This is a genomic window from Serpentinimonas maccroryi, from assembly GCF_000828915.1.
GTDB classification, from domain to species: Bacteria; Pseudomonadota; Gammaproteobacteria; order Burkholderiales; family Burkholderiaceae_C; genus Serpentinimonas; species Serpentinimonas maccroryi.
In genome coordinates this window covers 2,275,303-2,293,433 of the sequence record NZ_AP014569.1, presented here as the reverse complement: position 1 = coordinate 2,293,433, position 18,131 = coordinate 2,275,303, and the positions used below count along the sequence as shown (strand labels likewise).

12 protein-coding genes are annotated in these 18,131 nt (G+C 70.4%); 6 read left to right on the top strand and 6 right to left on the bottom strand.

All coding sequences use genetic code 11. From position 1 onward, the window contains the following. The first annotated feature begins 7 nt into the window (after positions 1-7). Positions 8-844 carry a class I SAM-dependent methyltransferase gene (locus tag SMCB_RS10515; RefSeq protein WP_045538046.1) on the top strand — a complete coding sequence of 279 codons (837 nt, stop codon included), beginning with the start codon at positions 8-10 and terminating at the stop codon, positions 842-844. Beyond that, positions 841-1,290 carry a ribonuclease HI gene (gene rnhA, locus SMCB_RS10510; protein ID WP_034114293.1) on the top strand — a complete coding sequence of 150 codons (450 nt, stop codon included), beginning with the start codon at positions 841-843 and terminating at the stop codon, positions 1,288-1,290. Before SMCB_RS10515 ends, rnhA begins: the two co-directional genes overlap by 4 nt. Positions 1,291-1,308: 18 nt before the next feature. Here the strand turns inward: rnhA and rfaH are convergent, their stop codons facing one another. Then, entirely contained in the window at positions 1,309-1,806 is a 498-nt protein-coding gene (gene rfaH / locus SMCB_RS10505; RefSeq protein ID WP_034114291.1) for a transcription/translation regulatory transformer protein RfaH, read from the bottom strand. A gap of 287 nt (positions 1,807-2,093) precedes the next feature. Here rfaH and queC point away from each other — a divergent pair, with 287 nt between their 5' ends. The 4 genes from queC (at position 2,094) to SMCB_RS10485 (ending at position 6,982) form a co-directional block, all read left to right on the top strand. After that, complete coding sequence (queC, locus tag SMCB_RS10500) at positions 2,094-2,807, top strand: 7-cyano-7-deazaguanine synthase QueC (protein WP_045536874.1); 714 nt, start codon at positions 2,094-2,096, stop codon at positions 2,805-2,807. A gap of 13 nt (positions 2,808-2,820) precedes the next feature. Then, complete coding sequence (locus SMCB_RS10495; protein WP_045536872.1) at positions 2,821-3,900, top strand: 6-pyruvoyl trahydropterin synthase family protein; 1,080 nt, start codon at positions 2,821-2,823, stop codon at positions 3,898-3,900. Continuing rightward, complete coding sequence (gene queE / locus SMCB_RS10490; protein ID WP_045536870.1) at positions 3,897-4,541, top strand: 7-carboxy-7-deazaguanine synthase; 645 nt, start codon at positions 3,897-3,899, stop codon at positions 4,539-4,541. Before SMCB_RS10495 ends, queE begins: the two co-directional genes overlap by 4 nt. Positions 4,542-4,855: 314 nt before the next feature. Continuing rightward, positions 4,856-6,982 carry a ribonuclease catalytic domain-containing protein gene (locus SMCB_RS10485; protein WP_045536868.1) on the top strand — a complete coding sequence of 709 codons (2,127 nt, stop codon included), beginning with the start codon at positions 4,856-4,858 and terminating at the stop codon, positions 6,980-6,982. On the opposite strand, the gene SMCB_RS10480 is transcribed toward SMCB_RS10485, so the two are convergent. The 5 genes from SMCB_RS10480 to SMCB_RS12240 all read right to left on the bottom strand — a co-directional run bounded on the left by SMCB_RS10480 (position 6,969) and on the right by SMCB_RS12240 (position 17,726). After that, complete coding sequence (locus tag SMCB_RS10480; RefSeq protein ID WP_045536866.1) at positions 6,969-7,637, bottom strand: histidine phosphatase family protein; 669 nt, start codon at positions 7,635-7,637, stop codon at positions 6,969-6,971. The two genes, SMCB_RS10485 and SMCB_RS10480, sit on opposite strands and share 14 nt — an antisense overlap. 79 nt (positions 7,638-7,716) lie before the next feature. Further along, complete coding sequence (locus SMCB_RS10475) at positions 7,717-9,741, bottom strand: ABC-F family ATP-binding cassette domain-containing protein (RefSeq protein ID WP_045536865.1); 2,025 nt, start codon at positions 9,739-9,741, stop codon at positions 7,717-7,719. A 61-nt stretch (positions 9,742-9,802) separates the two neighbouring features. Beyond that, positions 9,803-10,900 (bottom strand): DMT family transporter, encoded by a 1,098-nt coding sequence (locus SMCB_RS10470; protein WP_045536864.1) that lies wholly within the window; start codon positions 10,898-10,900, stop codon positions 9,803-9,805. Next, positions 10,897-14,715, bottom strand: a complete 3,819-nt coding sequence (locus tag SMCB_RS10465; protein ID WP_082027366.1) for a UvrD-helicase domain-containing protein — start codon at positions 14,713-14,715, stop codon at positions 10,897-10,899. Before SMCB_RS10465 ends, SMCB_RS10470 begins: the two co-directional genes overlap by 4 nt. Before the next feature lie 71 nt (positions 14,716-14,786). Then, positions 14,787-17,726: a PD-(D/E)XK nuclease family protein gene (locus tag SMCB_RS12240; protein ID WP_082027365.1), complete on the bottom strand. Its 2,940-nt coding sequence runs from the start codon at positions 17,724-17,726 to the stop codon at positions 14,787-14,789. Positions 17,727-18,131: the final 405 nt, after the last annotated feature.

Sequence of the window (18,131 nt, the reverse complement as noted above, 5' to 3'; positions counted from 1 at the left end):
CCAGCAGCTGGCCGCGTGGCTGGCGAGCGTTGCCGGGCGCTACTTGCTGGCGTGGGAGCAGGAGCGCTTTGATGAAGCGGTGACCGACTGCTTTGGCTACCACGCCCTGCAGTTGGGCTTGCCGCAGCTCGATGCCTTGCGCGCCAACCGCATGCCCAAGCGCTGGCTGGCGGTGCTCGAGCCGTCGATGGCCACGGCGTGGCAGCGCCGGTCTGACCGGAACCATGAGGGCGCCCCGCTGCCACCCTGCAGCGCACGCGTGGCGCTGGTGACACACGCGGCGGCGCTGCCCTTTGCAGAAAACACGCTCGATTTGGTCGTTTTGCCGCACACGCTCGAGTTCAGCGCCGACCCGCACGCCGTGCTGCGCGAGGTGCAGCGGGTCTTGCTGCCCGAGGGCCGCTTGGTGGTCTGTGGCCTGAACCCGTGGAGCCTGTGGGGCTGGGGCCAGCTGCGGGCGCGCCTGTTGGCGCGCGTCGGGCTCAAGCGCTCGCGCTGGGCGCGGCCGTTCCTGCCCGAAGCCGGCGAGTTCATCGGCCACCGCCGGTTGCGCGACTGGCTGCAACTGCTGGGGCTGGAAGTCGAGTCGTGCCGCATGGGCTGTTACCGGCCGGCGCTGCAGTCTGAGCTCTGGTTGCAGCGTTGCAGTTGGATGGAGCGGGCCGGGGCGCGCTACTGGCCCATTTTGGGCAACGCCTACTGCATGGTGGCCGTCAAGCGGGTGCGTGGGCTGCGTTTGCTGGGGCCGGCCTGGAGGCCCAAGCGGGTCGCGGCCGAGCAGGTGGCGGTGGCCCGTCAGGCCAGCGCCGCCCAGCTGGATGGCGAAGGCCAATCGCCCGCATGAACAGCGTGGTCATCTACACCGATGGGGCCTGCAAGGGCAACCCCGGCCCGGGTGGCTGGGGCGTGCTGCTGCGCAGCGAGGCCGCGGTCAAAGAGCTGTACGGCGGTGAAGCGCAGACCACCAACAACCGCATGGAGCTCACCGCCGTGATCCAAGCCTTGCAAGCCCTCAAGCGCCCCTGCCGCGTCACCCTGTGGCTGGACAGCGAGTACGTGCGCAAAGGCATCACCGAATGGCTGCCGGGCTGGAAGGCCAAGGGCTGGAAGACGGCGGCGCGCCAACCGGTCAAAAACGTCGATCTGTGGCAGCAGCTCGACGCCTTGGTGCAGCAAGGTGGGCACGCCATCGACTGGCGCTGGGTCCGGGGCCATGCCGGCGACCCCGGCAACGAGCGCGCCGACGCCTTAGCCAACTTGGGCGTGGCGCAGGCGCGCGCAGCCCGCTAGGAGCCCGGCAAGAGCCCCCTAGCTGGCTTTGCGCAGCGCGGTGGGCTCGAGTGGCACCAGCACCGGTTTGCAGAGCATTTCGATCAGCACCAGCACCCGGCGTTCGCCCTCGGCGATTTGGTACACCCCCTCGAGGCCGACAAAAGGCCCTTGGGTGACGCGCACCCGTTCGCCGGTTTGGAACAAAGGCACCACTTGGCCGCGCAGATGGCTTTCGTGCAGCCGCAGCTGCTCGACCAGCGCGCCGGGCACCTTGGCCGGCTCGCCGCCAAAGGTCACCAAGCGGCTCACGCCCACGGTGGAGCGGATGGGGCCCCAGCTGCGGGATTGCAAATCGGTATCGAGCTCGATGAACAGGTAGCGGGGAAACAAGGGCTCGTCGCAGGTGTCGAGCTTGGCGCGGCGCAGCTTTTCGGTGCGCAGCAGCGGCAGGTAGCAGCTGAAACCCTGGCGCTCGAGGTGCTCCAGCGCACACAGTTCCCTGCGTGGCTTGGTGTGTACAAGGTACCAATGCAATGCCAACCCTCCTAAAGCCGTTTTATGCGCCAGATTTTAGCTGGGCAAGCCTGACGCCGCAACGAAAGACCCCGCAACCAAGACCCTGCATCGCCCAAGTAAAATGCGGGAATTGTGCTCGGCTTGTGCGCCGGTGCATCGGCTCGATGGGTTCCCTCGCCCCCATCTCGAAAAAAAAGGACTGTCATGACTTTGCTCCTATCGGGTGCGCCCAACGGGCGGCCCTTCCCTGTGCCCGCCTCGTCCGTTCCATCCGCTCCATCCGCTTTGGTTGCGGCGTTGCAGCCATGAAGGCGGCGCTACCCAAGGCGGTGGTGCTGCTCAGCGGTGGGCTCGATTCGGCCACCGTGCTGGCCCTGGCGCGCGAACGCGGCTTTGCCACCTGCGCCCTGAGCTTCGACTACGGCCAGCGCCACGCCCACGAGCTGGACTTGGCGCGGGCGCAAGCGCGGGCCCAAGGGGCGCACCAGCACGTCACGCTGCCGGTCGATCTGCGCGCCTTTGGTGGCTCGGCCCTGACCGAAGCCGCCCTCGAGGTGCCCAAGCACCGCTCGCTGGCGGCGCTGGCGCAGGGCATCCCCAGCACCTATGTGCCGGCGCGCAACACGGTGTTTCTGAGCCTGGCGCTGGCCTGGGCCGAAACCCTGGGCAGCACAGACATCTTCATCGGCGTCAACGCGCTCGATTACTCCGGCTACCCAGACTGTCGCCCGGCCTTCATCCAAGCCTTCGAGGCCATGGCCAATTTGGCCACCCGGGCCGGGGTGGAAGGCACGCAAAGGCTGCGCATCCACGCCCCTTTGCAACACCTGGGCAAAGCCGACATCGTGCGCGAGGCGCTGCGCCTGGGCGTGGACGTGGCACAGACCTGCAGCTGCTACGACCCGGGGCCACAGGGCCAGCCCTGCGGTGCCTGCGACGCCTGCCTGCTGCGCGCCAAGGGCTTTGCCGAGGCGGGCTGCCCCGACCCCTTGCTGCAGCGCTTTGGCGCGAGCACCTGAGGCGGCTATTTCCATGCTGAACATCCACCACTGCGCCCAAGCCGGCTTCGAGGCCGCCCGGCAACTGCTGGGCCGCCCAGCGCCGCACCCGCAGGCGCGCCTGCATGGCCACAGCTTCGTGTCGCGGCTGCGCGCCCACGCCGCGCCCGGCTGGGCGCTGTGCCCAGGCACCGAAGTCGAACAGCTGCAGCAGCACCTGGAGGCGGTGACGGCGGCGCTGGACCACCGCCTGCTCAACGACTGCTTGCCCGAGCCCGACGACGCCGCGCTGGCGCGCTGGCTGCAGCAGCGCTTGCACCATGATGGCTTGCAAGGGGCCCAGGTCGGGCTGCAGAGCACGCCGCGCAGCGGCTGCACGCTCGACGCCGGCGGCGGCGCGCACATCTGGCGGCGCTACCGCTTTGAGGCCGCGCACCAGTTGCCCCGCGTGCCCGCTGGCCACAAGTGCGGCCGCATGCACGGGCACGGCTTCGAGGCGCTGCTCCATGTGCGGGCAGATGGGGGCGAGGCGGCGACTGGGGTGGCAGACGCCATCGAGCGCGCTTGGGCGCCGCTGCAGCAGCGCCTGCACCGGCAGTGCCTGAACGACATCCCCGGGCTGGAAAACCCCACCAGCGAGGTGCTGTCGGCGTGGTTGTGGCAGCAGCTCGTGCCGGCGCTGCCGGCCTTGAGCCGGGTCACGGTGTACGAGACCGCCTCCTGCGGCGCCCGCTACGACGGGCAGCGCTACCGCATCTGGAAAGACCTGACGCTCGACAGCGCGCGGCGGCTGCGCCAGGCCCCGGCCGAGCACCCTTTGGCTGCCCTGTATGGACACACCTACACGCTGCGCCTGCATCTGGGCGGTGAGCTCGATGCGGTGCAGGGCTGGACGCTGGATTTTGGCGACGTCAAGCGCCTGTTCGACCCGATTTTCAAAGCCCTCGACCACCAGCCTTTGCACGAGTTGGCCGAGCGCGCCGCGTTGCCCGACTGCGATTGCGCGAGCCTTGCCGGCTGGATTTTGCAGCAGGGGCGGCGCGAGCTGGCGGCGCTGGAGCGCGTCGATCTGTACCAGACGCCCGGCTGCGGCGCACAGGTGCGGCTGCCATGAGCTACAGCGTCAAAGAGATTTTTTACACCCTGCAAGGCGAAGGGGCGCAGAGCGGCCGCGCCGCGGTGTTTTGCCGCTTTGCCGGCTGCAACCTGTGGAGCGGGCGCGAGGCCGACCGCGCCAGCGCCCAGTGCCGCTTTTGCGACACCGATTTTGTGGGCACCGACGGCGCCGGCGGCGGCCGATTTGCCAGCGCGCAGGCGCTGGCGCAGGCGGTGCGCAGCCACTGGCGCGGCGGCAGCGGCGCAGGAGCGGGGCGGCCGCTGGTGGTGTGCACCGGGGGCGAGCCTTTGCTGCAGCTCGACGCCGCGCTGATCGAGGCGCTGCACAACGAGGGCTTTGAGATTGCGCTCGAGACCAATGGCACGCTGGACCTGCCCGCGGGCCTAGACTGGGTCTGCGTCAGCCCCAAAGCCGGCACCGAGCTGCGCGTGCGGCGCGGCGACGAGCTCAAGCTGGTCTATCCGCAGCCCGGGGCCGAGCCCGAGCGCTTTGCGGCGTTGGATTTTGCCCATTTCTTTTTGCAGCCGCTCGACGGCCCGCAGCGCGCCCAGCACACCCAGCAGGCGATCGATTACTGCATGGCGCAGCCGCAGTGGCGCTTGTCGCTGCAAACGCACAAGTGGCTGGGTATCCCCTGAGAGCCTCTGAGGCTGGGGCTACTTTAGGGCGGGGGGCAGTTCTGCGGGGGCGGGCGGCGGGCGGGCTGGGTGCGCTCTTGCTTAGGCGTCCTTCGGCCGCAATGGCGCTGCGAGCGCACCCAGCCCACCCGCCGCCCTTGGGTGTGGCCAGAGCCGTCCGCCGCCTACCGCCCTTGGGTGTGGCCCGCCGCCGGCCGCACTTGGGTGTGGCCGTGCTGGCGCTGGCCGTTAAACTCTGAGCCCACCCCGCGCGGCGCACGATGGCAGCCGGGGCCGTTGCCGCCCACCCCCCTTCCCGCCCAGAAAGCCCCATTTTGTACGCCCTGTTTGACGAAGCCGGCAAGTTGCTCACCGGCCGCATCCTGTCTGAATCCGATGCCGCGCTGCAAGTCGAGCTTGAATCGGGCAAGCGCGTCAAGGTCAAGGCCGCCTTGGTGCTGCTGCGCTTTGCGCAACCCGAGCCGGCGGCGTTGCTGCAGGCGGCCGAGGCCCTGCGGCCCCAGATCGAGCTCGAGCTGGCGTGGGAGTTTGCCCCCGAGGCCGAGTTCGGCTTTGCCGAACTGGCGGCCGAGTATTTTCAAGACCCGCCCACGCTGGCGCAGCAGCTCGCGGCCTTGTTGCGCCTGAGCGAGGCCCCGCACTACTTTAGGCGCGCCGGCAAAGGCCGCTACAAAAAAGCCCCGGCCGAGGTGGTGCAGCAGGCGCTGGCGGCGATCGAGAAGAAAAAGCAGATTCAGGCCCAGACCGAGACTTGGGCAGCCGATCTGGCTGCGGGCCTGTGCCCGCCGGCGGTGGCCCAGCAGCTCTACAAAATTTTGTTTCGGCCCGATAAAAACGCGCCCGAATACAAGGCCGTGGTGCACGCCGCGCGCAGCACCCACACCGCCCCGTTGCTGCTGCTGCAGCGCGCCGGCGCCATCCGCAACGCCTACGAGTTTCATTGGCAGCGCTTTTTGTTCGACCAGTTTCCCAAGGGCGTGGGTTTTGGGCCGCTGCCGTCCTTGCCGCCGCTGCCCGAGGGCTTGCCGCTGGCGCCGGTGCAGGCGTTTTCGATCGACGACTCGGGCACCACCGAGATCGACGACGCCCTGAGCCTGCAGGGCCTGGGCAGCGCCGAGGTCACGCTGGGCATCCACATCGCGGCACCGGGGCTGGCGATCGAGCCCGGCAGCGCGCTCGACGAGGTGGCGCGCCAGCGCCTGTCCACGGTCTATATGCCGGGGCACAAAATCACCATGCTGCCCGATGGCGTGGTGAAGGCCTACACGCTGGATGCCGGGGGCGCGCGCCCGGCGCTGTCGCTGTATCTGCGCCTCGATGCCGCCACGCTCGAGCTGCAGGGTTTCGAGACGCGCATCGAGCAGGTGCCGATTGCGCACAACCTGCGCCACGACCAGATCGACCAAGGCGTGACCGCCGCTTGGCTGCAAGACCCTGCGGCCGAGGCCGGCGCGTCGCTGCCGCAGGAGGTGCTGGCGTTGCGAGCCGAATTGGCTTTTCTGTACCGGCTGGCGCTGCACTGCAAAGCCCGGCGCGAGCTGGTGCGCGGCAAACCCGAGACCTTCACCCGCCCCGACTACACCTTTGAGCTGCAAGATGTGCCGCCCGAGGGCCCGACGGGCGAGGAGCGCGTGCAGATCGGCACCCGCAGCCGCGGCGCACCGCTGGACTTGATGGTGGCCGAGGCCATGATCCTGGCCAACAGCACTTGGGGCCAGTGGCTTGCCGACTGCGGCGTGCCCGCCATTTACCGCAGCCAAGCCAGCTTGGCGCCGGGCATCAAGGTGCGCATGGGGGCCAAGGCGCTGCCGCACGCCGGCTTGGGGGTGGCTTGCTACGCCTGGAGCAGCTCGCCGCTGCGCCGCTACACCGATCTGGTCAACCAGTGGCAGCTGCTGGCCTGCGCGCGCCACGGCAAGGCGGCCGCGCTGGCGGCGCCCTTCAAGCCGCGCGACACCGCTTTGCTGGCCATCATCAGCGCCTTCGATGCCACCTACACCAGCTACGCGCAGTTTCAAAACGCCATGGAGCGCTACTGGACGCTGCGCTACGTGCAGCAGCAGCAGATCGGCGAACTGAGCGCCAGCGTCATCAAAGACGGCTTGGTGCGCGCCGACACCCTGCCGCTGGTGCTGCCTGCTGCCGGCAGCGCCGGCCTGGAGCGCGGCACCCCGGTGCGGGTGCGGCTGGGCAGCATCGACCTGATCGGGCTCGAGCTCTCGGCCAGCGTGATCGAGCAGCTGGCGCGCACCGCGCCGGGCAGCCCCGAGGCCGATGCGCTGGAAGAGGACGGCGAGGACGGCGCGCCCGAGCTGGCACCGGCGCTGGCGCTGGCGCTCGACCTCGACGAGGGTGCCGAGCCCGAGGCCGAGGCGCAGCCCGAGGCCGAACCCGAGGTACTGCCCGAGCCCGCTGCCTCTGCGCCCCTCAGGCGTAGCTGACCCAGGCGGCCTGCTCGGGCTGCGTCAGGTGGGGCAGGGTGTTGAAGCTCACCAGCGTATGGCGCTTGGGGTTGAAATCGAACTCGGTGAGCGCGGTGTTGCGCAGCCGCAGGTTGAGCTCGATCGCGGTCTCGGGCGTGGTGCCCAGCACCTGACCGACGGCGGTGGCGATCGGGCCGCCGCTGCTGACGACCAGCACCCGACCCGTGTGCAGGGTGCGCACCCGCTCCAGCACGGCGTTGACGCCGGCGACGAAATCCGCGTGGCTGCCCATGCCGCGCGGCGTCAGCACGCCGGCCGACCACTGGCGCAGCGCGTCGCGCAGCAGCCGAAAATGCTCGCGGTAGCCCTGCGGGGTGTGTGCCGGGGCGCTGGGGTGGGCGTGCAGGGCCTCGATCAGGGCGGCGCTGTCGTACTCGTTCAGCTCGGGCCACTCATGCGGCTCGAGGCTGCTGCCCAGCCCCTGCGCGATGCCCGCCCACGTCTGGCGCTGGCGCAGCAGGGTGCCGGTGTAAACGGCGTCGAAATGCAGGCCGTGCGCGCGCCAGTGCTCGCCCAAGCGCAGGCTTTGGCGCTGCCCGAGTGGGCTGAGGCGGTCGTAGTCGTCGCTGCCAAACGAGGCTTGGCCGTGGCGCACCAGGTAGAGGGTTCCCATGGGGGCGATTGTGGTGCTTTATGGCGCCACCAGTTGACGCCTGATGCCTCCAGCGCGTCGCCGAGGCGACCGGGACCCGTCAGCCAGGCTGGCCCAGCGCCTCCCAGCGCTCCAGCGCCTGCAGCAGTTCGTCGTCGATGGCGGCGTGGCGCTGGCTCAGGGCGGCGGCGCGCTCTGGGTGGCGCGCGTAGAGCAGGCCATCGCCCAGCTCGGCGTCGATGGCTTTTTGTTCAGCCTCCAACGCCTCGATGCGCGCCGGCAGGGCCTCGAGCTCGCGCTGCTCTTTGTAACTGAGTTTGCGCTTGGCGGTGGCGGGGTTGGCTGCTGGCTGGGGCGCGCTGCGGGCCGGCGAGGGGGTGGCCGTGGGGCTGGATGCAGGGGATTGAGTGGGGGCTTGGGGGGAGCCTTGTGCCGGCCCTGCAGCGCGGGCCGCACTGGCGCTGCCAAGGCCGCTGCTGCCCGCCAGGCTCGACGTGCCCATGCCGGCCGCACCGCTGCGGCCCCAGACCGGCGCCGCGCCGTGTACGCGCATCGATTGCGCGATCCAGTCCTCGACCCCGCCCTCGTACTCGCGCCACTGGCCCGCGCCCTCATAGACGATGGTGCTGGTGACCACGTTGTCGAGAAAGCGCCGGTCGTGGCTGACCAAAAACACGGTGCCGTCGAACTCGGTCAGGAGCTGTTCGAGCAGCTCCAGGGTTTCGATGTCGAGGTCGTTGGTCGGTTCGTCGAGCACCAGCACGTTGGCCGGGCGCGCAAAAAGCCGCGCCAGCAGCAGCCGGTTGCGCTCGCCACCCGACAGGGCGCTGATAGGCGCACGGGCGCGCGCCGGGGCAAACAAAAAGTCGCCCAGGTAGCTGCGCACGTGGATGCGGCGCGTGCCGATCTCGATCCACTCGCTGCCCGGGCTGATGAAGTCTTCGAGCGTGGCGTTGAGGTCGAGCGCGTCGCGCATCTGGTCGAAGTAGGCCACTTCGATCCGGCTGCCGCTGCGCACTTGGCCGCTGTCGGGGGCGAGCTGGCCCAAAATCAGCTTGAGCAGGGTGGTTTTGCCGGCGCCGTTGGGGCCGATCAGCCCCACTTTGTCACCGCGCAGCACGGTGGTGGAAAAGTTGTCGATGATGCAGCGGCGCTCGGGGCCATCGCCAAAGTATTTGCTCACGCCCTCGAGCTCGGCCACCAAGCGGCCACTGCCCGGCCCGCTGTTCACATCCAGCCGCACCTGCCCGACGGCAGCGCGGCGCTGGGCGTGCTGGGCGCGCAGCACCTGCAAGCGTTCGATGCGCGCCTGGGCGCGGGTGCGCCGCGCCTCGACGCCTTTGCGGATCCACTGCTCCTCTTGCGCCAGCAGCTTGTCGGCGCGGGCGTTGAGCAGCGCCTCTTGTGCCAAGCGCTGCGCTTTGAGGCGCTCAAAGGCGCTGTAGGCGCCGTCGTAGCTGTGCAGCAGGCCGCGGTCGAGCTCCACCGTGCGCGTGCAGACGCGGTCCAGAAAGTCGCGGTCGTGGCTGATGAGCAGCAAGGCGCCACGAAAATCGCGCAGCAGCTCGGCCAGCCAGCCGATGGCGTCGAGGTCGAGGTGGTTGGTGGGTTCGTCGAGCAGCAGCAAATCGGGCAGCGCCACCAGCGCCTGCGCCAGCGCCACGCGCTTGCGCACGCCACCCGAGAGGCTGCCGACGCGCTCATCGGCCTGCAAGCCGAGCCGGCTCAGGGTTTGGGCTACGCGCTGCTCCCAGTTCCAGCCATCCAGGGTTTCGATTTCGGTCTGCAGCGCGTCGAGGTCGCAGCCGCTCTCGTGCGCCAGGTAGCGCTGCAGCAGCTCTTGCACGCGCTGCAGGCCCACGCTCACGGCCTCGAACACGCTGGCCTCGGGGTCGAGCTCGGGCTCTTGCGGCACGTAGGCCACGCGCAGCCCGTTTTGGCGCTGTATCTGGCCGTCGTCGGCGCGCTCGAGGCCGGCGATGATTTTGAGCAGCGACGATTTGCCGCTGCCGTTGCGCCCCACCAGCCCGACGCGCTCGCCGGCTTGGAGCGAAAAATCGACCCGGTTGAGCAAGGGCAGGTGGCCGTAGGCGAGGCTGAGGCCGTTGAGGGTGATCCAGGTCATGGGGCGGTGGGCTTGAGGGAGGCGTGGTCAGGGGGGCTTGAGGGTAACAGTTTGCCGCCGCTCAGTGGCGGTGCTGGTGGTGGGTGTCGGGGTAGTGCGGGTGGCGGTGCGTGAGGGGCTCGTGGCGGTGCCAGTGCCGGTGCCCGAGCAGGCCGGGGTTTGCGCTGGTGCTGGCGCTATCGTGCGTGTGGTCGTGGTGAGCGTCGTGCAGGTGCCAGTGTTCGTGTTCCTGCGCCTCATGCTGGTGCCGGTGCGCGTGGCGTTCGCCCAGGTGCAGCCAGACGCCGACGGCCATGAGCAGTCCGGCGCCCCAGAACAGCCACGTGGTCGCCTCGCCCAGCAGCAGCAGCGCCACCGCCACGCCGATGAAGGGGGCTGTGGCAAAGTAGGCGCTGGCGCGCGCCGTGCCCAGGTCGCGCAGCGCAAGCACGAACAGCACCAGGCTCACGCCGTAGCCCAGCAGCCCCACCAGCATGGCGGCCAGCGCAGCGCCCACAGGCGGCCACGGCGCCCCCAGCGCCAGCGCCCCGGCCGTGCTTACCAAACCGGCCACCAGCCCGCGGCTGCCGGCGATGAACACGGCGTCGGCGGCCGCGACCTTGCGCGTCAGGTTGTTGTCGATGGCCCAGCACAGGCAGGCCACAGACACCAGCAGCGGCCCCAGCCAGGCGCCGGCGGCGGCCCAAGCGCTCGGGCTGCTGCTGCCCAAGGCCGCTGCGGCGGCGCTGGGTTCGGCCGGCCAAGCCAGCAGCAGCCCGCCGGCGACGATGGCCAACATGCCCGTGACCACGCGCGCGCTGGCGTGCTCGCGAAACACCAGCCAGGCCAGCAGCGCGGTGTACACCGCCTCAAGGTTGAGCAGCAGCGAGGCGCTGGCGGCGCTGGTGTGCTGCAGGCCAAACATGAGCGTGGCGGTGCCGATGACGCCGCCGATGGCGATGGCGCCGCCCAGCCAGCCCCAGTCGCGCCCATGCAGGCCTGGGTGCCGCCAGCCGCGGTCGCGCAGCAGCCGGTACAGCAGCAGACCCAGCCCAGCCCCGAGGTAGAGCAAGCCGCCGAGCAGCAGCGGCGGCAGGGTGTCGAGCAGCTGCTTGGCCAGCGGTGTGCTGGCGCCAAACAGCAGCGCCGAACCGAGCGCGTAGGCAATGGCGCGGTTCATCGGGCGTTGGGTGGCTCAGAGGCTGAAAGGCAATCGGGCATGACCGGGTTTGACTCTTGGTTTTCACTCAAGCGCAGCAGGCGCCCGCTGTGGGTGAGGAACACCGCCAACTGCACCGGCAGGGCGTCGTCGTGGAGGGCGCGGTAACGCTGCAACTGGGCGCGCCAAGTATCCAGATCGCCGTTGCGCTGTGCGCTGGGCTCGTGCTCGGTGGTTTTGTAGTCGACGATCCAGCGCCTGCCTTGGTGCACGAACGTGCGATCGATCACGTGCAGGGGGTGGGGGCTGTGGCCGCTGCTCGGGGGCTGTTCATTGCCCGGTTCAGGGCCGGGTTCGAAGGCGGGTGCTGGGGGCGGTACTGGGGTGAGGTGGACAACGCTGCCGATGGCGCATTCGCTGGCCGCGTCGGTGTGGGCCGAGAGCAGCCAACGGCCGTCGGCGCTGCTCAGGGTGGTGTGCAGGTGCCGCTGCACCCGATTCGCTGCCGCCGTGGCCTCGGGCGCGCTCAGGCCCTGGGCGCGCAGCCACTGCTGCATCGCGCCGTGCAGCGGTGGCAGGCGCGTGCTGGGCCAAGCGTCCAGTCCGTCGTGGGCGATCAGCTCTAGGTAGCGGTGCACCAACGTGCCGATGGCGGAGGCTGTGTCTGGGCTGGCTGACGCCGGTCGCCGGGGTAGGGTGGGGGCTTCGGTTGCCGGGGTTTGGGGCGCCGCGGCAAGGGCTGGCCCTGCATTGGTGTTTGACGTGGAGGGGTGCGCCAAGGCTGCAGGCCAGCCGGGCTGCTTCAACCGCTGCAGTCGGTGCGCGTACTCGGCCAAGGTGGGTCGCGCCGGGCCGCTGGCTGCTGCCGCATCCGCATCGGCATCCGCCTTTGGGCTCGCCCCAGCATCCGCATTCGTATCGGTGCCATTCCCGACGCTGGCATCAGAACCGCACGGCTGCAGTCCCGAGCGCCAGGCGCGCACGAACTCGCTTTCGGCCACCGGCCACAGCAGCGCCAGCAGGCTATCGGGTGCGGGCTTGCCCAAGGCATCGCCTTTGGGGTTGGGGGTGGCGCTGCCGAGCAGGTGCAGCTGGCGCCGGGCGCGTGTGGCGCCGACGTAGAGCAGGCGCTTGGCCTCGTTGCGCTGGCGCTCGTTTTCCAGCGCCAGCAGGTAGTCGTAGATCGAGGGGCCGTCGTGCCCGGCCTCGGGCTGGGTGGCCAAGAGCAGGCGCTCGTGGCCTTGGTCGTCGAGCACCTGGTCCCACAGGAGCAGCGCGCGGTCGGCGCCCTGGGCTTTGCGCTGCAGCCCGGGCAGGATCACGGTGTCGAACTCCAACCCTTTGGCTTTGTGCAGGGTCATGAGCTGCAGCGCGGCGCCGTCGGGGTCGGGCGCGGCGTAGAGCCGCTCCAGTTCGGCCTCGATGCGCTCGAGCTCCAGCACGCCGTGGCGGGTGCAGCGATCGAGCACCTCGAAGTAGGCTTGGGTGTCGTTCAGATCGGCTTCCTGCGCCAAGGTGAGCGGCCCCCCCAGCGCCTGCCACACGCCCTCGACCCAGCGCCGCGGCCGCTGCTGGCCTTGGTGCGCCAAGGCCAGCCCGAGCACCTCGCGCAGGTGCGCCAGCCGCTGCTGCCCGTCGGCGCTCAAGCGCGCGCAGCGCACTCCGTCTTGCAGCAGGTGCCAGACGCTGTGGCGTGGCGCGTCGGCGGCCAGCAGGTGCAAATCGGCCAGGGTCAGGCCGCACCAAGGCGCGCGCAGCAGCGCCAGCCAGTGCACGCGGTCGGCCAGGTGGTGCAGCGCGCGCGTGAGGATGAGCAGGTCTTGAATCGGTTGGCGCTCGGCCAGCGCTTCGATCTCGACCGCCTGAAAGGCCAGCCGCTGCGGCAGCGCGCGCAGCGCCGGCACCAGCGCCTCGAGGTGGCGGCGCGCGCGCACCAGCACCGCGATGCTGCCGTCGGGGTCGTCGGCGCGCGCTTGCGCGATCAGCGCCAGCACCTGCTGCGCTTCGCGCTCGGCGCTGCTGCCGGGTTCGTCGTCGGGTTGCGGTTCGCCTTCCCCCGCGTTGGCCTGCGCGCTGGTGGCGCGGTTTTCGATCAGCGGGTGCCACTGCACGCGCGCCAGCGGGTGCCCGGTGCGGGTGGGACTGGCCGGGGCGAAGCGCACGGCGCCACGGCGGTGGTCGTCGTGAGGGCCAAAGACGTGGGCAAAGGTCTGGTTGACCCAGCGCACCAGCGGCGGCTGCGAGCGGTTGTTGCGGTACAGGTGCAGCGGCTGCGGCTGGATGGCGCCCAAGCCGTGCGCGCGCACCTGCAAAAACAGCCCGACTTCGGCTTTGCGAAAGCGGTAGATCGACTGCATCGGGTCGCCCACCAGAAATAGGGTGCGGCCGTCGCCGGCTTGCCAGCCGGCCGTCAGGCGCTCGAGCAGCTCGACTTGCAGCGGGCTGGTGTCTTGGAACTCGTCGATCAGCAGGTGGCTGATGCGGTGGTCGAGCTGCAGTTGCAGCTCACTGGGTTCCTCGGCGCGGCCCAGGGCGTGCAGCGCCTGCAGGGCGATTTCGGCGAAATCCACTTCGCGCGCCTGCTGAAACACCAGCCAGAGCTGTGCTGCCGCCACCTTGAGCACGGCCAGCAGGTCGGCGATGAAGGCGCGGTCGTTGCCGCCGTAGTGCGGCTCGGGCAAGCGCCGCACCCGCGCAAGCGCCGCCGCCGCCGCTTCGGGCAGCGCCTCGAGGCCGCACTTGAAGGCCGCCGCCAGCGCCTTGTTGCCGGCGCCGCTCAAGCCGTAGGCGGCCGGGATTTTCTGGCGCGGGCCGCCTTTTTGCGTCAGCAGCAGCTCGGCTAGGCCTCGCCACAGCGGCAGCTCGGCGCTGTCACCGCGCAGCGGCTGCTGCCAGTCGGCCACGGCTTGCAGCGGTTGCTGGGCAGCTGGATTGGGCGCCTCGGTTGGGGCCGCGTCTGCGTCTGGGGTGCTGCGCTGTTGCAGCGCGTGCGCGGCGGCCCAGCGCGCAGCCGGTTGCAGCGCCGCTTGCCAGCCGGCGGGCAGCAGCGCCACGAGGCGGCGCAGTTCGTCGTCGATCAGGTCGCGCAGCGCGGCCTCGGCCTGCTGCAGGTCGGCGCCTTGGTGGCACAGCGCCAGCCAGGCTTCGCGCCGCGCCAGCATGGCTTGCAACAACTCGCCCAAGCGCGCGGGTTGGTGGTCGAAGCGCTCGAGCACGCGCTCTAGGCAATCAGCCAGCGGCCCATCGGCATCGAGCAGGCGCAGCGTTTCTTGCGCGGCGCGGCGGTAGTGCGGCTGGGCGTCGGCGGCGATGCCGGGCTGGCTGCCCAGGCGCGACAGCAGCGGCATCTGGCGCGCCAGCTGGCCGCACAGCGCGTCCAGGGTGGTGATGCGCAGCCGCGCCGGCTGCTGCAGCAGGCCCCACTGGCGCTGGCGCTGGCGCTCGTGCTGCAGCACCTGAAGCCCGAGCTCGTAGGTGCGTTGGCGGTGCGCCTCGGTGGGCGGATGGCCCAAGGCGGCCAGCTCGAGGCTGCCCACGATGCGTTCGCGCATCTCCGCCGCCGCCTTGTGGGTGAAGGTCAGGGCGACGATCTGCTCGGGTTCCTCGACGTGCTGCAGCAGCGCCAAGAAGCGCTGCGTCAGCAGCTCGGTTTTGCCGGCCCCGGCCGGGGCTTCGACGATGAAGCTGCAGCTGGGGTCGATGGCCCGTTGGCGGTTGGCCTTGTCCAGCTCCAGCAGAGCGGCGTCGTCTGGCACAGCGGGATCAGCGGGTGTGCCGGTGTCTGGCCGGGCCTCGGATGTGGAAGTGGGCAGCGGCGCGGGTGCGGCGGGGTTCATGGCTGGGGCGTGGGCCTAGGGCGGGTGGTTCGGCGGTCTGGGTTGGGCTGCGGCTGCGGGCGTGGTTGCAGCTACGCCATGGGCGCGCCTGCGGTAGCTTGGGCCTGCAGCGCCAGCCACTGGCTGCGGCGCTCGCTCAGGCGCAGCAGCGGCAAGACCTCGCAGTGGCGCAGCTGCGCCGGGTCGGCCAAGCGCACAGCGGCGTCGCCGGCGCGCACTTCGGCGGCCAGCGCCTGCAGCCGCTCGCGCCAGTGCTGCAGCACCGCTTCCCAGCCGGGGAAGCGCGTGGGTGGGTAGCGCGCGCGGTTGCGGCTGCTGTCCCAGCGCAGGGTGCTTTGGGCGCTGGGCTGGGGGTGGGCGGCGTCGTCGGCCACCAGACCGGCCCAGCCGGGGTCGGCGGGCCGCACCTTGGCAAACAGGGCGCCAGCCACCTGCCCTGGGGGCAGCGTGGCGCAGGTGGCGTAGAGCGGCAGTTGCGGTTCGCTCAGGCGCTGGCTGGACCAGTTGCGGGTGTCGATGCTTGGGCTGCTTTTGTAGTCGATCACCAGCAGCCGGCCGTCGTCGAGCTGGTCGATGCGGTCGATTTGCAGCTTGAGCTGCAAGCTGCACAGCTCCACGGTCTCGTTTTTTTCGATGCCCACCACCGCAAAGCCGCTGCCCCGGGTGCGCTCGATCTCGAGCCAGCGCTGCAGCAGCCGCTCCAAGCGGCGCTGCTCCAGGGCGCGCCGCCGCGCCGACAACGGCGGCTGGTCGGGTTTGGCTAGGTAGTCCTCGAGGGCACCGCAGCAGGCTTGCTCGATGGCGGCTTGGCACGCGGCCGCGCTCAGGTCGTGCAGGGTGGTGGAGTCGCGCAGCGCCTGCCACAACCGCGCCAGCGCGGCGTGCATCAGGCTGCCGCGCTGGCGTGCGTCGAGGTCTTCGGCGGCATCGGGCAGGCCCAGCGCCGCGAGCCGGTATTGGTAATAGGCCCAAGCCGGGCACAGGGCTTGGGCCCGCAGCAAGGCGCTGCCGCCACGCGCCGCTTCCTCGGCGCTCATGGGCGGTGCCCAGGCATCGTCTAGGGTGGTGTGCGCCGCCAGCGCTTGGCCGCTGCGCAGCGCCTGCGCGCTCCAGTGCGGGTTTGGCGCTGCCTCGCAGGTGCTGGCGCTGGGCAGATCCGCCAACAAGGGGCTGGGCTGGCACGGGGCCGCCTCGGCGCTGCGCGGCCACGACAGCCACAGCGCCGGCGCGGTACACAGCAGCCGCTGCTGCACCTGCTGCGCAAAGGCGTATTGCACGGCGGCACTGGCGTTGGGGCTGGCGGCGCGGCGCTGGGCGGCATAGGGCAGCAAAGGGTTGGGCTGCGGCGGCGGCGGCCACGCGGCGGCGTGCAAGCCCAGCACCCAGACCGCGTCGAAGCGCAAGCCGCTGGCTTCGAGCGCGCCCAGCACCTGCAAGCGCGGCTGGCCCACGCTTTGTGGCTGAAAAATGCGCTCGCGGCACAAGGCTTGCAGGCGCTGCACGCAGCCCCCCAGGCGCAAGGGGCCGCAGCAGGCGTCGAGGCGGCCCAGTTCGGCCAGCGCCTCTTGCCACGCCTGCAGCGCCTGGAACTCGGGGCTCGAGAGGCTGCGCCGGTGCAGCCAGCCGGCCTGCTCCAGCCAGCCGGGCAGCAGCTCCGCCCAGTGCGAGGGCGGGTGGCTTTGGCCAGCGGCACGGGCGGCGAGCTGCTGCAGGTGCTGCAGGTGCTGCAGGCACAGCGCTGGTGCGGGCTGGGCGCTGGGCCATGGGGCAGGCGCGTTGGGCTGATCGAGTTGATTGGGCTGGGTGGGCTCCGATGGCGCTGGGTCGGGACCCTGCCAGCGCCCCCGCTGGGCCGTGGCCCAAGCCAGCACCTGCCCCAGCGCCACCCGTGCCGGCAGCGCGCTGCGCAGCCGCGCATCGAGCTGCGCGCGCACCAGCGCCTCGTCGGGCGCCGACCAGTAGGGGTGGCGCAGCAGCGCGCCGACGTCGTTCAGGCTGAGCTCGTCGGGCCGCGCCAGGCACTGCAGCAGCGCCAGCGCCCCCCCCACCAGCGCCTGCTCGGCCAGCGGCGCGCCCAGCGACAGGTTGAAGGGCGGCGCGGCTTGGGCGCGCTGCGGGTGCAGCAGCTCGGGGGCCAATACGTCTTGCAGCGTGTCGTGCAGCTGCAAGCGCAGCGCGCGCAGATCGGGCGCGACGATGGCGATGCGCCGCTGCGCATCGAGCGCCAGCTGCGCCTGCGCCCACTGCGCGGCGGCCAGGCACTCGGCGGCGGCGTCGGGGTAGCTGCGCAGCTCGATGCGCTCGGCAGCGGGCTCATCGGCCAGCTGTTGCACCTGCAGCCCCAGCCGCTGCAGTTGCTGCAGCAGCGCTTGCAACAAAGGGCTCAGGCGCGGAAAGCCCGCCAGCAGCAGGCGCTGCGGCCAGCCCGGCCCGGCAGGCGCTTGATCTAGGCTGGCCAGCGCGTCCACGGTGGCGCGGTCGAGCTGCTCGGTGGTGGCACAGCCCTGCGCCGCGCACTCGGCCCAAAAATCGCTGCGCCACAGCAGGTACTGCTGCGCTTCGGCCGCCAGCGGCGGCGCGCCCACCTCAACGTCCCAGACGAGCTGCAAAGCCAGCGCCTGCTGCGCCGACTGCGCCAGCGCGGGCAAGTCAAACAGATACGGCGCTTCGGGGCCTAGGCGCTGCGCGATCAGGCGCTGCCAGAGCTCGCGCTCCTGCCAAGCGCTCAAGGGGGTGCGTGCCAACTCGGGGATGGGCGGCGTGCTGCGCAGCAACCACTGTTGACGCAGCGCCGCCAGCCACTGGCCCAGGGTGCGGCAATCCAGCGCCTGCCAACTGCGCTGCCCTTTGGCGGCCTGCCATTGGCCATGGCGCTGGCGCAGTTCGGTGGCCAAGCGCGTGGTGGCGCACAGCACCAAGGACGAATCGGTGCAAAGCGTTTGCAACCAAGCGGGGCACGGCTCCGCTGGCCTTGCGGATGAAGTGGCTGCGGTGGATTGATGGGTGCTCATGGGGGCGCTGCAGCTGGGTGCCAAGGCCTAGAGGCCTTGTGGCTGAAGGCAGTGTAGCGTCTGCGGATGCACGCGTTAGCACTCGGCAGGGCATCGATTGAAACGAGTTGGCCTATTGATCGGGGTTGGCAGTGGCGGGCATAGGGGGAAAGAACCGAGTGAGGCATTTTGGGCCTGAATTTAAAGCGGACAACAGACTTGCACTTGGGCTGCTCGGGTGCAAAGCATTCTTGCCGCTTGTGCCCACTGTGTGCGCACACCGGCGCGCTGTGCTGTTGCAGAATGGCGGGAAATCAACGGCACGGTGCGTTGTTCCTAGGGTTTACACCCGTTTTGCAAAAAATGGCCTGGCGTTTGCTTGGATCCTTGCATCCCTAGCCTGTGCCCACAAATTTTTAGGAGACA

Coding starts and splice junctions, on each gene's coding strand:
- SMCB_RS10495 (WP_045536872.1), top strand. CDS start 2,821: ATGCTGAACATCCACCACTGCGCCCAAGCCGGCTTCGAGGCCGCCCGG.
- queC (WP_045536874.1), top strand. CDS start 2,094: ATGAAGGCGGCGCTACCCAAGGCGGTGGTGCTGCTCAGCGGTGGGCTC.
- rnhA (WP_034114293.1), top strand. CDS start 841: ATGAACAGCGTGGTCATCTACACCGATGGGGCCTGCAAGGGCAACCCC.
- SMCB_RS10470 (WP_045536864.1), bottom strand. CDS start 10,900: ATGAACCGCGCCATTGCCTACGCGCTCGGTTCGGCGCTGCTGTTTGGC.
- SMCB_RS10480 (WP_045536866.1), bottom strand. CDS start 7,637: ATGGGAACCCTCTACCTGGTGCGCCACGGCCAAGCCTCGTTTGGCAGC.
- SMCB_RS10465 (WP_082027366.1), bottom strand. CDS start 14,715: ATGAACCCCGCCGCACCCGCGCCGCTGCCCACTTCCACATCCGAGGCC.
- SMCB_RS10475 (WP_045536865.1), bottom strand. CDS start 9,741: ATGACCTGGATCACCCTCAACGGCCTCAGCCTCGCCTACGGCCACCTG.
- queE (WP_045536870.1), top strand. CDS start 3,897: ATGAGCTACAGCGTCAAAGAGATTTTTTACACCCTGCAAGGCGAAGGG.
- SMCB_RS12240 (WP_082027365.1), bottom strand. CDS start 17,726: ATGAGCACCCATCAATCCACCGCAGCCACTTCATCCGCAAGGCCAGCG.